This is a genomic window from Aminomonas paucivorans DSM 12260, assembly GCF_000165795.1.
GTDB lineage: Bacteria > Synergistota > Synergistia > Synergistales > Synergistaceae > Aminomonas > Aminomonas paucivorans.
In genome coordinates, this window is record NZ_CM001022.1 from 1,422,821 (window position 1) to 1,437,912 (window position 15,092).

12 protein-coding genes are annotated in these 15,092 nt (G+C 67.2%); all 12 read left to right on the forward strand.

The window, feature by feature from the left end; genetic code table 11:
- Nucleotides 1–5: 5 nt before the first annotated feature.
- Nucleotides 6–1,286 (forward strand): amidohydrolase, encoded by a 1,281-nt coding sequence (locus APAU_RS06650; protein ID WP_006300952.1) that lies wholly within the window; start codon nucleotides 6–8, stop codon nucleotides 1,284–1,286.
- Between the two features lie 43 nt (nucleotides 1,287–1,329).
- Entirely contained in the window at nucleotides 1,330–3,972 is a 2,643-nt protein-coding gene (gene alaS, locus APAU_RS06655; RefSeq protein ID WP_006300953.1) for an alanine--tRNA ligase, read from the forward strand.
- A 7-nt stretch (nucleotides 3,973–3,979) separates the two neighbouring features.
- Nucleotides 3,980–4,414: a Holliday junction resolvase RuvX gene (gene ruvX, locus APAU_RS06660; protein ID WP_006300954.1), complete on the forward strand. Its 435-nt coding sequence runs from the start codon at nucleotides 3,980–3,982 to the stop codon at nucleotides 4,412–4,414.
- Nucleotides 4,398–6,977, forward strand: coding sequence for a DNA mismatch repair protein MutS (mutS, locus tag APAU_RS06665; protein ID WP_006300955.1), 2,580 nt, complete (start codon nucleotides 4,398–4,400; stop codon nucleotides 6,975–6,977). The genes ruvX and mutS overlap by 17 nt, the downstream gene beginning before the upstream one ends.
- Nucleotides 6,974–8,737, forward strand: a complete 1,764-nt coding sequence (gene mutL, locus APAU_RS06670; protein WP_006300956.1) for a DNA mismatch repair endonuclease MutL — start codon at nucleotides 6,974–6,976, stop codon at nucleotides 8,735–8,737. The genes mutS and mutL overlap by 4 nt, the downstream gene beginning before the upstream one ends.
- Complete coding sequence (gene miaA, locus APAU_RS06675; protein WP_006300957.1) at nucleotides 8,734–9,669, forward strand: tRNA (adenosine(37)-N6)-dimethylallyltransferase MiaA; 936 nt, start codon at nucleotides 8,734–8,736, stop codon at nucleotides 9,667–9,669. The genes mutL and miaA overlap by 4 nt, the downstream gene beginning before the upstream one ends.
- A gap of 23 nt (nucleotides 9,670–9,692) precedes the next feature.
- On the forward strand, nucleotides 9,693–10,535 hold the full coding sequence (gene ispH / locus APAU_RS06680) for a 4-hydroxy-3-methylbut-2-enyl diphosphate reductase (protein ID WP_006300958.1): 843 nt from the start codon (nucleotides 9,693–9,695) through the stop codon (nucleotides 10,533–10,535).
- A 23-nt stretch (nucleotides 10,536–10,558) separates the two neighbouring features.
- A complete protein-coding gene (locus APAU_RS06685; RefSeq protein WP_006300959.1) occupies nucleotides 10,559–12,067 on the forward strand; it encodes a 30S ribosomal protein S1 in 1,509 nt (502 codons plus the stop codon).
- 61 nt (nucleotides 12,068–12,128) lie between these two features.
- Entirely contained in the window at nucleotides 12,129–12,632 is a 504-nt protein-coding gene (gene def / locus APAU_RS06690) for a peptide deformylase (RefSeq protein WP_040345805.1), read from the forward strand.
- Entirely contained in the window at nucleotides 12,629–13,609 is a 981-nt protein-coding gene (locus tag APAU_RS06695) for a methionyl-tRNA formyltransferase (RefSeq protein WP_006300961.1), read from the forward strand. Before def ends, APAU_RS06695 begins: the two co-directional genes overlap by 4 nt.
- On the forward strand, nucleotides 13,606–14,172 hold the full coding sequence (locus tag APAU_RS06700) for an NUDIX hydrolase (protein ID WP_006300962.1): 567 nt from the start codon (nucleotides 13,606–13,608) through the stop codon (nucleotides 14,170–14,172). The genes APAU_RS06695 and APAU_RS06700 overlap by 4 nt, the downstream gene beginning before the upstream one ends.
- Complete coding sequence (gene xerA / locus APAU_RS06705; protein WP_006300963.1) at nucleotides 14,151–15,077, forward strand: site-specific tyrosine recombinase/integron integrase; 927 nt, start codon at nucleotides 14,151–14,153, stop codon at nucleotides 15,075–15,077. Before APAU_RS06700 ends, xerA begins: the two co-directional genes overlap by 22 nt.
- Nucleotides 15,078–15,092 lie beyond the last annotated feature (15 nt).

Sequence of the window (15,092 nt, forward strand, 5' to 3'; positions counted from 1 at the left end):
TCGTCATGGGGACCCTGATCCGCGACGTGGTGGCGTGGGATTGTCGCGAGGTGGCGGCGAAGCGGGCGGACCTGGTCCTGGAGGAGGGACGCATCGCGACGATCCTGCCTCCCGGAGAAGGGGAGGGGGAAATCCTCCTGGACGGGAAGGGACAGACGGCGCTTCTGCCCGGGTTCGTCAACGCCCACACCCATGCCGCCATGAGTCTGCTCCGTGGCCTGGGGGAGGAGCTTCCCCTGATGGACTGGCTCGAGAAGCGCATCTGGCCGGTGGAGAACAACCTCAAAGCGGAGCACGTCCGGGCGGGGACCATGTCGGCCATCCTGGAGATGCTCGCCACGGGGACCACCGCCTTTGCGGACATGTACTTCTTCATGGACCAGGTGGCGGACGGGGTGGAGGAATCGGGTATCCGGGCAAACCTCGCTCGGGGGCTGATCGGGGATGACCCGTGCAAGCTCAAGGACGGTCTGGCTCTGGCAGACCGTTTCCCCTCCGACCATCGTCAGGTGCGGGTCGATTTGGGACCCCATGCCCCCTACACCGTCCCGGCGGAGGTCCTGTCGAGGATCGGGGCCCTGGCGGTGGATCGGGGGCTGGGGGTCCATTCCCATTGGCTGGAGACCCAGTGGGAGTCGGGTTACTTCGCGGAGGAACTGAAGTGCGACCCCGTGGACCTTCTGGAACGCAGCGGCTTCTTCGAAGCCCCGCAGCTGGTGCTGGCCCACGGCGTGTGGTTCCGGCCGGAACACCTTCCTCGCCTTGCCCGGCAGAACGTGACGGTGGTCCACAACCCCTGCAGCAACCTCAAGCTGGGAAGCGGTCTGGCCCCGGTGGCGGAGATGCTGGCCCAGGGGGTGCGGGTGGCCTTGGGTACCGACGGGGCGGCCAGCAACAATCGTCTGGACATCTGGGGAGAGATCCGGGCCGCCGCGCTGGTGCACAAGGGATGGAAGCAGGACCCCACCCTGGTGACGGCCCAGCAGGTCCTCACTATGGCCACCCGAAACGGTTCCCTGGCCCTAGGTTTCGGGCGTTGCGGCCTTCTGGAGCCGGGCTTCGAGGCGGACTTCGTGGCGGTGGACCTGCGGCGCCCTCACTATGTGGGATGGGATGAGGAGAATCTGGCGGGCTACCTGGTGTACGCCGGGTCCTCCGCAGACGTGTGCGCCACCCTGGTGGGGGGGCGAGTGCTGTACCAAGGGGGATCCTATCCGAACCTCGACGCCCCGCGCATCCTGGAGAGCGCCCGGAAGGTGCGGCAAGAGCTGATCGAAGGCAAGTAAAACGCCCCCCGTCTGGCTGAGGGGGATCTGGAGGGAAGAACCCATGCAATGGCAACCTGCGGCAAAGCTCAGAGAACAGTTCCTTTCCTACTTCGAGGAGAAGGGAAGCAGGCGATATCCAAGTTTCTCCCTGGTCCCCGACGACCCGACGCTCCTGTTCACCATCGCCGGGATGGTGCCCTTCAAGCCTTACTTCCTGGGGCTGAAGACTCCGGAGGTGACCCGGGCCACCACGGCGCAAAAGTGCGTGCGCACCAACGACATCGACAACGTGGGCCGCACGGCCCGACACCACACCTTTTTCGAGATGTTGGGAAACTTCAGCTTCGGGGACTACTTCAAGGCGGAGGTCATCCCCTGGGCCTGGACCTTCCTGACGGAGCGGGTGGGGCTGGATCCGAACCGGATGTACGCCACGGTCTACCGGGACGACGACGAGGCGGCGGACATCTGGCGGAACTCCGTGGGCCTCGCTGCGGATCGGGTGATCCGCCTGGGGGAGGAGGACAACTTCTGGGCCGCTGGCCCCGTGGGGCCTTGCGGCCCCTGTTCGGAGCTGCTCTACGACCAGGGACCGGCGTTCTCCTGCGGTTCTCCGGACTGCGCCCCCGGGTGCAGCTGCGATCGATACCTGGAGATCTGGAACCTGGTGTTCATGCAGTTCAACCGGGACGAAGCTGGCGTCCTCACCCCCCTGCCCAAGAAGAACATCGACACGGGCATGGGGCTGGAGCGCCTCTCCTCGGTGGTGCAGCAGGTGAAAAGCGATTTTGAGACGGACCTTTTCCGCCCCCTGGTGGACAAGGCCTGCTCCCTTGCGGGGGTCTCCTACGGGGCGGGTCCGGGAAGCGATCTGGCGGTGCGGGTCATTGCGGACCACCTTCGGGCCACGGCGTTCATGATCGCCGACGGCATCCTTCCCTCCAACGAGGGGACGGGGTACGTGCTGCGCCGACTGCTGCGCCGGGCGGTGCGTTTCGGCCGTCTCCTGGACCTGCGGGAACCCTTCCTCCTGGAGCTGCTCCCCCAGGTGGAGGCCACCCTGGCGGATCCCTACCAGGAGCTGCTGAGGTACCGCTCCACCATCGCCCAGGTGGTGGACCTGGAGGAGCGCCGCTTCGGCCGTACCCTGGAGCAGGGAAGCGACCTTCTGGAACAGGAGATCGGGTGCACCAAGCGCTCCGGGGGGAAGGAGCTTTCCGGTGAGGTGGCCTTCGAACTCTACGACACCTACGGCTTCCCCGTGGAGCTGACGGAGGAGATGTGCTCCGAGGCGGGACTTTCGGTGGACCAGAAGGGCTTCGCCCAGGCCATGGAACGCCAGAAGGAGCGCGCTCGGGCTTCCAGCAAGCAGACCTGCGCCACCATGGGTTCCAACGCCTACACGGAGCTGGCGGACCGACAGGGCCCCACGGTCTTCCTGGGATACGAGATGGAGGAGGCTCGGGGAACGGTTCTGGCGCTCCTTCGGGACGGGGTCCTTCTGGATCGTGCCGAGGAAGGGGAAACGGCGGAGGTGGTGTTGGACCGGACGCCGTTCTATGCGGAGCGGGGCGGCCAGGTGGGAGACCAAGGAACTCTTTCCGGCGAAGGGCTGGAGGCGGAGGTGGAGGACACGGTCCACCCCTGCGGGGACCTGGTGGCCCATCGGGTTCGGATCCGAAAGGGCGTCCTGCTGCCCGGGGCGACCCTGGAGGCTCGGGTGGACGGTGCGCGGCGGGGGGACATCCGGCGGCACCACACCACCACCCACCTGCTCCACGAGGCCCTGACCCAGGTGCTGGGGGATCACGTGCGCCAGGCGGGCTCCCTGGTCTCCCCGGAGGGACTCCGCTTCGACTACAACCACTTCGCCCCCCTGACGCCGGAACAGATCCAGGAGGTGGAGGACCGGGTCAACGAGCAGGTCCTGAAGAACCTCCCCGTGACCACCCGGGAGACGGATCTGGAGACCGCCAAGGCTCTGGGGGCCAAGGCCCTCTTCGAGGAGAAGTACGGGGAACGGGTCCGGGTGGTCTCGGTGGAGGGGTATTCCACGGAGCTTTGCGGGGGCACCCACGTGTGCGCCACCGGGGAGATCGGCCTGGTGAAGGTTCACAAGGACGAGGGCATCGGGGCGGGGCTGCGGCGCATCCAGGCCACGTCGGGGCGAGCGTCCCTTCGCTGGTCTCAGGAAGTATCCACGGTCCTGCGGGACGTCACGTCCCTGCTGACGGTGGACCCGGACGCGCTCTGCGAGAAGACCGCCTCCCTCCTGGAGGAGCACAAGGCCCTGGAACGCAAGTGGAGACAGGCGCTGCTCCAGACGGAACTGATGCGTCTCGACGCGGTGGTGATGGGACGCAAGCGGGTGGGGGACGTGGAGGTGGTCATCTCCTTCTACGAGGACCTGGACACGGACCTGCTCCGGCAGATCGGGGACCAGGTGAAGGGACGCTTCCCCTCCTCCGTCTCCGTCCTGGCCACGAAGAACGCGGAGAAGTTCCTGGTGGTCATCATGGCCACCGACGAGGCGGTGGCCAAAGGGGTGCACGCGGGCAAGCTGGCCAAGTCCCTGGGAGCCCTCCTGGGGTGCAACGGAGGCGGCAAACCCCAGATGGCCCAGGTGGGCGGCAAGTTCACCACCCCCCTCAAGGGCCCCCTGGAGTCGGTTCCCCAGATGGTGGCGGAGCAGATGAAGGGATGACGCGCCGGTGACGGAGGGTCGGGTTCTCGCCCTGGACTTGGGGACGGTTCGGGTGGGGGTCGCCTTGAGCGACCCCACCCGCCGGTTCGCTCAACCCCTGGACGTCCTCCCCGCGCAGGAGAACTGGATCCAGAGGGTTCGGGAACTGGTGGTCACGCATCAGGTGACCCTGGTGCTGGTGGGATTGCCCACACGCACCGACGGGACCGCCGGGCCGGAGGTGGAACGGGTGCGAGGGTGGACGGAGGAGCTGCGCCAGGGGATCCCCCAGGTGCCCATCCAGTTCTACGACGAACGCTTCACCACCCGCATCGCCCAGCAGGCCCTCCTGGCGGGGGACGTCTCCCGCAAGGGGCGGAAGCAACGGGTGGACAAGGTGGCGGCGGCGGTGCTGCTGCAGGGGTTTCTGGACGGAGGCTGCACGGGTGGAAGGTCTTCCTGAAGGCGTCAAGCTGACCCCCATGCTGGAGCAGTACCTCCACTGGAAGAGACAGTACCCCGGGTACCTCCTCTTCTTCCGCATGGGGGACTTCTTCGAACTCTTCTTCGACGACGCCGTGGCGGCCTCGGAACTCCTGGATCTCACCCTCACCGCCCGGGACGCCGAAAAGGCCATCCCCATGGCGGGGGTGCCCCACCACGCCGTGGACGGATACCTGGCTCGGCTGGTGGAGGCGGGGCGTCGGGTGGCCCTGTGCGATCAGGTGACGGAACCCGACGGCAAGACCCTGGTGGAGCGGCGGGTGGTCCGGCTGGTCACCCCCGGGACCTTCGTGCCCCCCGAATCGGGACAGGAGGGGCTGCTGGCCGCCTGCATCCCCGGCAAGCCCTGCTGGGCCCTGGCCCTTCTGTCCATGTCCACGGGACGGTTCGAGGCGGGAAACCTGCCGGAGCAGGAGGCCCGGTCCTACCTTCTTTCCTTTTCCCCCCAGGAGACCCTCGTCCCTCGGGGGCTGGAGGGTTTCTCCCTGGAGGGTCCCCTGGTGGAGCGGGAGAGGGACCTGTTCTCCGTGACCGCAGCGGAGGCCCTCCTGAAGCACCGCCACGGAGTCCTTTCCCTGGAGGGGTTCGGCTTCGAGCCCCGGGACGCCGCCCTGGGAGCGGCGGGGGCAGTGCTTCGGTACGTGGAGGAGACCCAGTTCGGCAGGACGGGACACCTGCAGACCCTCCGGCGCATCCAACCCCGATCGGGGCTTCTGCTGGACCCTTCCTCCCAATGCAACCTGGAACTGGTGGAGGGGCGGGGCGGATCCCTCTACGGCATCCTCAACCGCTGCAAGACCCCTCTGGGGAGGCGGCTCCTTCGGGAGTGGATCCTCCATCCCCTGAACGACCCCGAGGCCATCGAGCTGCGCCAGGAGGCCGTGCAGGCCCTGGTGGACACCCCGTCCCTTCGGGAATCCCTTCGACGGGTCCTCGAAGGGCTCCCGGACGTGGAGAGGGCCCTGTCCCGCCTGCACCTGAACACCGGGGGACCCCGCGATCTGGGGGCCTGCCGGGATTTTCTCAGCCGCCTTCCGCGCCTGGAGTCCTTTCGGGACCGGCCCCCCCTTCTCCCCTGGCTGCCCGAACCCTGTCCGGGGAGGGAGGAACTGGGGGAGTCTCTGTCACGAGCCCTGGAGGAGACCCTTCCCCGCAACCTCCGGGAGGGAGGGGTCATCCGTCCCGGACACGATGGAGAGCTGGACTCCCTGCGCCAGTGCCTGGGAGACGCGAAGGGATGGCTTCGGTCCTACGAGGAGGGGGAGCGGGCCCGCACGGGGATCCGCAACCTCAAGGTGGGGTTCAACCGGGTGTTCGGCCACTACATCGAGGTGGGGAAGGCGGCGGCGGACCGGGTCCCTGGGGAATACCAGCGCCGGCAGACCCTGGTGAACTGCGAACGCTACGTTACCGAGGAGCTGCGCACCTTCGAGGATCGGCGCTGCGGCGCCGAAGGCGCCCTGGCGGAGCGGGAGGAACGTCTTTGGAACGACCTGCTGACCCGGACCCTCTCCCGAACCGCGGATCTGCAGGCCGCAGCCCGCAAGGTGGCGGAGCTGGACGTGCTGCACGGCTTTGCCGAGGTGGCCGCCGCCCGGGGCTACTGCCGCCCCCTGGTGGACGAGGGGGAGACCCTGTCCATCCGGGGGGGACGTCACCCCGTGGTGGAAGCCGCCCTGACCCCGGAACCCTTCACTCCCAACGACCTGGAGCTGGACGGAGACCAGCGGAGGATGATCCTCCTCACGGGGCCCAACATGGCGGGGAAGTCCACCTTCCTGCGCATGGGAGCGCTGCTCGTCCTCATGGCTCAGATGGGCTCCTTCGTCCCGGCGGAAGAGGCCCGGATCGGGCGCATCGACCGCCTCTTCACCCGCATCGGGGCCCGGGACGACCTCAACCGAGGGAAAAGCACCTTCATGGTGGAAATGATGGAGACCGCCCAGATCCTCAACGGCCTGGGACCAAGAAGCCTGGTGATCCTCGACGAGATCGGTCGGGGGACCTCCACGGACGACGGCATGAGCATCGCCTGGGCGGTGATGGAGTTCCTTCAGGAGGAAACGGAGCTTCGTCCCAAGGTCCTCTTCGCCACCCATTACCACGAACTCACCGCCCTGGCGGAAAAACTGCCGGGGGTCCGCAACTGCAGCGTGGCGGTGGAGGAGACCCCCCGGGGGCTGGCCTTCCTCCATCACGTGGTGCCCCGCCCCGCCAGCCGCTCCTACGGAGTGGACGTGGCCCGGCTGGCGGGGTTGCCCGAATCGGTGCTCCTGCGCTCCCGGGAACTCCTGTCCCGATTCGAGGCTCGCCGTAGGGAAGGGACGGAGCTGCTTCCCCAGGAGGAACGCCCCCGGAGCGGGGAAACGGGACAGCGCCGCCTGTTCGACGTGGACCTGGAGGCCCTGCTGGAGGAACTATCGCTCTGCGACCCGGATCGCATGACCCCCCTTCAGGGTCTGGAGACCCTGTACCGTCTCCGGGAGAAGGGACGCATGATCTGGGGGAGGGACAAGGCATGACCATACGCAGGCTCTCGGAGGACGTGTTCCAGCGCATCGCCGCGGGGGAGGTGATCGAACGCCCCGTTTCGGTGTGCAAGGAGCTTCTGGAGAACGCCCTGGACGCGGGGGCTTCCCGGATCTCCGTGACCCTCCTGCAGGGAGGAAAGACCTCCCTGATCGTGGAGGACGACGGCTGCGGCATCCCCTTCGACGAACTCCCCTTGGCGCTGGAACGCCATGCCACCAGCAAAATCTTCTCCCTGGAGGACCTGGACCGGATCGGCACCCTGGGCTTTCGCGGGGAGGCCCTGGCGAGCATCGCCACCGTGAGCCTGCTGGAGATTCGCAGCCGGGCGACGGGGGAGGATCGGGGCGGGATGATCCGAAGCGAGGGGGGATCGGTGGTGCTCCACCAGCCCCTGCCGTGCCCTGAGGGAACCCGCATCCAGGTGGAGGAGCTGTTCTTCAACCTTCCCGCCCGCCGCAAGTTCCTCCGCGCCCCAGGAGCGGAGACCCGCAGGGTGGGGCAACTGATCCAGGAGATGGGGCTGATCCACCCGGAGGTCCGGCTGACTCTGCGGTCCGAGGGACGGGTGCTCTTCGACACCGAACCGGGGAGGGACACGGAACGGGCCCTGCGGGACCACTGGGGCTGTGGAGCCGCCCGCTCCCTCTCCGTCTCGTCGGGGGGGGTGGAGGCGGAACTGTGGTGGAGCGGTCCCAAGGAGGGACGAACCCCTCTGGTCCTCTTCGCCAACGGCCGCCGGATTCAGGATTCGTCGGTGAGGGGAGCCCTGCTCGCCGGAGCGGGAACCTGCGGGGGGGATTGGCTGGTGGTCCTGCGTCTGCCCCCGGAGGATCTGGACGTGAACGTCCACCCCGCCAAGACGGAGGTCCGCTTCCGCCGTCCCGGGGAGGTCTTCGACCTGGTGCGTCGCGGCGTGGCGAAGCTGGTGGAGGGGGGGACCTTCGGGGATCACTGGGTTCTCCCGGGCGTCCCTGACCTCTCGTCGCCCCCGTCGTCCGGAGAACCCTACCGGGAAAGGACTTTCCCCTCTTCCCCCGCCCCGAACCCGCCCTCCTGGGATCGGGCCTTCCCCCAGCGGGTGGCGGAGGCTCGGACATTCGGCGCCCCCCGCTTGGGGTCCCTGTTTCCCCCCCTGGAAAGGGGCGAGGGAGCCCCTTCCTCCCGAGCCCCGTCGCTTGAACCCGAAGCGGTCTACCTGGGGCAGGCCCAGAGAGGGTATCTGCTCTTCGACGGCCCCTCGGGGCTGTGGGTGCTGGACCCCCACGCGGCGCAGGAACGGATTCTTTACGAGCGCCTGCGAAGCTCCTGGGGACGGGGGACCGTACAGAGCCTCGCGGTTCCCGTGGACCTTCCCGGTTCCCTGGCCCCCACGGTGGAATCCTGTCGCCCGGACCTGGAGGGTCTGGGTTTCCGCTTTCAAGCCCCATCGCAGGAGACCCCGGAGGGTTGGAAGGTGACGGGGATTCCCCACCTCCTGGCGCTGTACCCCCTGGCCCCCCTGGACTGGCTTCGCCTGGCCCTGGCGGAGGAGGGCGTCGCGGACCCCGCGACGCTGGTGAAGCGCATGGCCGACCGGGCCTGCAAGGCCTCCTTGAAGTTGGGCGAGAGGCTCCAGGAAGAGGAAGCCCGGACGCTGCTCCGGGACCTGCGGGCCTGCGAGACCCCCTATGCCTGTCCCCACGGAAGACCCACCCTCTTCACCCTTTCCTGGGAGGAGATCGCCTCTCGCCTGGGAAGGTCCTCCTCATGACTCGGCCTCAGGAGACCACCCTGGCCCTGATCGGCCCCACCGCCGTGGGGAAGACGGAATTGAGCCTCCATCTGGCGGAGGAGGTGGGGGGAGAGATCCTGTCGGTGGACTCCCGCCAGGTGTATCGGTACCTGGACGTGGGGACCGACAAGGTCTCACCGGAGACCAGGAAACGGGTCCTCCACCACGCCATCGACGTGGCGGATCCCGACGACCCCTTCTCCGTGGCGGATTTTCTGGCCCTGGCCCGAGACGCGATCCGGCGCATCCGGGCCCGAGGGCGCATCCCCCTGTTGGTAGGGGGGACCCCTTTTTACTACAGGGCCCTGGAGGGCGGCCTGCTCTCCCAGTCGCTGCCCTCGGACGCGCAGGTCCGCAGCCGTCTGGAGGAGGAGGCCCGAGAACGGGGCAGAGAGATCCTCCACGGGGAGCTGGCCGCCCTGGACCCGGAAGCGGCGCGGCGCATCCACCCCCGGGACGTGCACCGTACCGTCCGTGCCCTGGAGATCTTCCGGTGCAGCGGACAGACCCCCAGCTGGTGGTATGCCCAGGGCAAGACCCTGGGGGGAGAGTTCCGCATCCGTTACGTGGGCCTGATCCGGCCCCGAGAGGAGCTTTGGCGGCGCATCGAAGAGCGGGTTCGCTTCCAGTTCTCCCACGGGTACCCCGAGGAGGTCCGGTGGCTTCTGGACCAAGGTTACGACCCGCGTCTGCCGTCCCTCCAGGGGTTCGGGTACCGGGAACTGACCGCATGGTGCCGGGGGACGATGACCCTGGAGGAGGCGCTGGAGGGGGACATCCGCGCCACCAAGGCCTTCTCCCGAAGACAGATGACCTGGTTCCGGCGATTTACTCCCTGCGTGTGGTATGATCTTTCAGAAAGATCCCGCGAGGATGTCCAACAATCCCTGCGGGAGGCGGTCATTCCGTAACCTGGGAGGCAACCACGGACGACGTGAAACTGATCGTAGCCAACCCCACGGGGCTCTGTTTCGGCGTGCGCAGGGCCATCGAGCAGCTGGAAACCACCCTTCAGGACAACCGGGAAGTGTTCGCCCTCGGCAGTCCCATCCATAACCCCCAGGAAGTGGAGCGACTGGAAAAAAAGGGCCTTCACGTGGTGGAGACGCCCGAGGAAGTCCCGGAGGGGGCCGTGGCCTTCATTCGGGCTCATGGCGTCTGTCCCGAGACCCACCGGAGGTTGGAGGCCCGCTGCCGCGTCGTGGTGGACGGGACGTGCCCCTTCGTGCGCAACGCCCAGGCTCGGGCACGCTCCCTGGCGGAAGAGGGGTACCCGGTGCTGATCCTGGGAGACCGCAACCACCCCGAGGTCCAGGGGATTCTGGGGTACGTGAACGGGACGGCCCTGGTGGTCTCGGAAACCGAAGAGCCCGAGGGGATCCTGCAATCCCTCCCCAAGGAACGGATCGGTGTTCTGAGCCAGACCACCCAGAAGGTGGCGGCCCTTTCGGATCTTGTGGGGCGCCTGGTCTCGTGGATTCCGGAGGTTCGAGTATATAATACGATCTGCCGAGCCACGTTGGCCCGCCAGGAGTCGGTCTGTCGTCTGGCCGCCACGGTGGACGGCATCCTCATCATCGGAGGACGCAACAGCGCCAACACGCGGAAGCTGGCGGAAATCGCCCGGGATGCGGGAGCACCGACCCTGTGGATCGAGCACGCCGGAGAACTGGACCGCAGTTGGCTGGAACAAATGGGTTCCGTCGGAGTGGCCGCCGGGGGAAGCACCCCCGACTGGTTGATCCGGGAATTGATCGAAACGCTAGAGAAACTGTAGGTCGCGAGGAGGATGGAGAGGTTATGGTGGACGAGTTGATCAGGGAAGGTTCCGAAGCGTACGAACCCGAGACGGAAACGATGGAGAGCATCATGGAGCAGTTCGACTCCGTGGATATCCATCGCGGGAAGGTTGTCGAGGGGACCATCGTCGATGCACGGGAAGACGGCTGGCTCGTGGACGTGGGCTACAAGTGCGAGGGTTTCCTGCCCCGCCGGGAGTGGACCCACCGGGTCCTCGTGGAGACGGTGGGAGAACCCCAGGTGGGTGACCGGGTTCGCGTTCAGGTCACCAACGTGGGGCAGGGCGAGGATGCCCAGCTCAGTCTGAGCCGGTGGCGGTGCGAGTTCGACGAACGCTGGACGAACCTCGAAGAGAAGCTCGCCGAGAGCGAAATCCTCCAGGTCCAGGGGATCCGCAAGGTCAAGGGCGGGCTCATCGTGGACTGCTGCGGCATCGAGGGCTTCATCCCCATCTCCCACCTGGCGGAGGAAGGGCGGGGCATCAACCCCTCCCGGCTGCTGGAGCAGGCCTTCCCGGTGAAGATGATCGAGAAGGACCGGCGTAAGCGGCGCCTGGTGCTCTCCCGGCGGAGCATGCTGGAGGAGGAGCTTTCCTCCCTGCGGGAGGACTTCTACGCCAACGTGCACGAAGGCGACGTGCTGGAGGGCGACGTGAGCAGCATCACCTCCTTCGGGGTCTTCGTGAACCTGGGAGCCCTGGAGGGTCTCGTCCACATCAGCGAGCTCTCCTGGCAGCGGAACGCCAAGGCCCGGGACCTGGTGAACAAGGGAGACCACGTGAAGGTCAAGGTCATCGGCATCGACCGGGAGACCAACCGCATCTCCCTGAGCATCAAGCAGACCCTGGACGATCCCTGGTTCACGGTGCACGAACGGTGGCAGAAGGATGCCCGCACCGAGGGCACCGTGACCAACCTCACCGACTTCGGCGCCTTCGTGGAGATCGAGCCCGGGGTGGAGGGGCTCGTCCATATCGGCGACCTGAGCTGGAGCCGCATCAAGCATCCCCGGGAGGTCCTGAAGAAGGGCCAGAAGATCGACGTGGTGGTGCTGGACGTGGACACGGACCGCAAGCGCATCAGCCTGGGCTTCAAGCAGCTTCACGACCCCTGGCGGGACGTGGAGGAGCGCTACGGCAAGGACCAGATGGTCAACGTGAAGGTGGTCCGCCTGGCGGACTTCGGCGCCTTCGTGGAGCTGGAAGAAGGGGTGGAGGGACTGATCCACATCTCCCAACTGAGCCGCCAGCGGGTGGACAAGCCCCAGGACGTGCTTCAGGAAGGACAGGAAGTGGAGGCCCGCATCCTGGAGGTCAACCCTGCGGAGCGGCGCATCCGCCTGAGCCTGCGCCCCCAGTCGGAGGAGCCCGCGGAGGAACCCCGCCGGCGGGACGACGACCGCAAGAAACGTCGCAGCGACGGCGACCACGGCTCTTCCTCCCCCAAGAACTACTTCCCCCAGGAAGAAGCCTCCGTCACCATCGGGGACTTCCTGAAGTTCAACCAGTAAACCCAGAGCAGAAGAAAGGTTGCGGGCCGATTCGGCAGAATCGGCCCGCACATTCGAGAACATGGCAAAACTATTGGACATCTGCGTCTTTCCCGATCCCGTCCTCCGTGTTCCCACGGAAAAGGTGGCGGACTTCGGTCCGTCCTTTCAGTCTTTTCTGGAGGACCTCTGGAACACCATGTACCTGCGGGACGGTGTAGGGCTGGCGGCCCCTCAGGTGGGCATCTCCCGGAAGGTCACGGTGGTGGACGCGCAGGGTCAGAAGTTCGTCCTGGCCAATCCGGAGATCCTGGAGCGGGAGGGCGAGACGGTCGCCGAAGAGGGATGTCTCAGCTTCCCGGGGATCTTCGTCCCCGTGCTCCGACCCACCCGGATCCGCCTCCGTTACCAGAACGAACGGGGCGAGCCCGTGGAGAGGGAGGTCGTGGATTTCCTGGCCCGGGTCTTCTCGCACGAGATCGACCACCTGAACGGACGCCTCCTGATCGACCACGTTTCCCCCCTGCGGAGACAGTTCATCCAGCGCAAGCTCAGAAAAGCGGCGAGCGAGGCGGATCTGCCGTGACGATCCCCGCTTCCTGGGCTGTGGTCAGCTCCGGCCCCTTCGGAGCCCTTTGGCTGGAGGAACTGCTTCGCCTGGGCGCGACCCCCCTCTGGGTGGTCTGCGGCGCACCGAAGCCCTCCGGCCGGGGCCTCAAGATGCACCCGCTGCCCGTGGAAGAGGTCGCCAGGAAAGGAAACCTGCCCCTGTTCTCCTCCCCCCGGCCGGAGGAGGAGGCTTTGCGGCTTTGCTCCGAGCCCCAAGGGAGCGATCCCGGGGCGTCCCTCCCCCAGGTGCTCTTCGTGGTGGACTGCGGCAGGGTGATCCGCGAACCCCTGCTCTCTCTCCCCCCTCAGGGCTGTGTGAACCTTCACCCCTCCCTCCTTCCGGACCTGCGCGGCGCCGCTCCCATCCCGCGCTCCCTGCTCCGGGGCGACCAGACGACGGGGACCACCCTCTTCCGCCTGGTGGAGGGCATGGATGCAGGTCCCGTCTTCGCCCAGCAGACCCTGACCGTGGACTCCGAGGACGACGCGGAAACCCTCTCCAAACGCCTGGCGGCTCTGTCCGCCCGCCTGGCCTGGGATTTCCTGCAGAATCCTCCCGCTTCCCCCACCCCCCAGGACGAATCGAAGGCCACCCAAGCCCCGAAGATCCTTCCCCACGAGACCCGCCTTTCCTGGGGGCGCCCAGCTTGTGAGATCGGCTGGGCCATCCGGGCCTTCTCTCCTAGACCAGGGGCTTGGACCCTTCATCGGGGCAAACGGCTTCGGATCCTCCGCGCGACCCCCCTGGCACCCGAGGAGCTGCCCGTTTCGCTTCTCCCCGGGCAAATCCATCTTGCCCCCAAGGCCCCGGTGGTCTTCTGCGGAAGCGGGGCGCTGGCCCTCCTCTCGGTGCAGCCGGAGGGCAAAGCCCCCATGTCGGCACAGGACTGGATTCACGGGGGGCGCCTTCGGGAGGGGGAGGGATTTGACGAGGAAGGGGAGTCCACGTCATGATCCACAAGCTCGGGGAAACGCCGGGAATCGAGACCTTCGAGGAACGGAAGGTCCTCTACCGAGGACGCATCCTGACCCTGGCGGTGGATCGGGTGCGCCTGCCCTCCGGGGCGCCTCGGGATCGGGAAGTGGTGACCCATGCCCCGGCGGCGGCGGTGCTTCCCCTACCGGACGAGCGCACGGTCCTGCTGATCCGCCAGTACCGTCACCCTGCCCGCCAGGTCCTCTGGGAGATTCCCGCAGGATTGGTGGAGGAGGGGGAGTCTCCGGAGGAGACCGCCGCTCGGGAGCTTCAGGAGGAGACGGGATTCGCCGCCCGCCGCTGGGAGACGGGGCCGCGGTTCTTCACCTCTCCCGGCTTCAGCGACGAGGTCATCCACCTGTTCGTGGCCCGGGACCTGACCCCTTCCCCCCTGCCAGGGGACGAGGACGAGTGGATTGCCCCGGTCGCCGTCCCCGTGCAGGATCTGGAGCAGATGATCCGTTCCGGCGCCTTCGTGGACGGCAAGACCCTTTTGGCGCTCTCCTGGTACCTCGGCCAGTGCCGCACCCGGGAAGGCTGAAGACCGCCGCTCCTTCCGGGGGGACGTCCCTCTGCCTCCCCTTCGAATCCTTCCTGACGTACCTTGCCCTGGAGCGAGGGGCCAGCGAACACACCCTGCGGGCGTACCGCTCCGACCTGACCCATTTCGAGGATTTCTGCGCCCGCCGGGGAAAACCCCCTTGTCCTCCCGAGGAGAACGAACTGACCCTCTTCCTGCGGGAACTGCAGCGACAGGGGTTGGCTGCAAGCAGCGTCCAGCGCCGGGCAGCCTGCCTTCGTTCCTTTCTCCGCTTCCTTCAGGAACAGGGGGAACCCGCAGCATCGCGGGAACCCCTCTCCCTTCCCGACCGCCCCGCTCCCCTGCCTCAGATCCTGACGGAGGGGGAAGTGGGGCGTCTGCTGGAAACGTGTGACGGCAGCGCCTCCCTGGACCTGCGGGACCGGGCCCTCTTCGAACTGATCTACGGCTGCGGCCTGAGAGCCTCCGAGGCCTGCTCCCTGCGACTGCGCGACGTGGACTTCACCGGGGGAACCCTCCGGGTTCAGGGGAAGGGCAACAAGACCCGCATCGTCCCCCTGTTGGGGGAGGTGCGCAAGGCGGTGGAGCGCTATCTCGCGGCGGGTCGGGGGGAAGCCCCGGGGGATCCGGAAGCCCTCCTCCTTTCCCGAAACCGCCGTCCCCTCCGAAGAGAGGACCTCTGGCGCATCGTGCGCCGTCGGGGCGTCCAGGCAGGCATCCCCTCCAGCCGCCTCCACCCGCACATCCTCCGCCACTCCTTCGCCACCCATCTGCTCCGGCACGGCATGGACCTCCGCACCCTGCAGAGCCTGTTGGGACACGCCTCGCTGGGGACTACCGAAAAATACACCCACTTTGACCAGGAGCTGCGGGATGTGTACGATCGAGCACATCCCCGGGCATGAGAGAGGAGAGAGAAG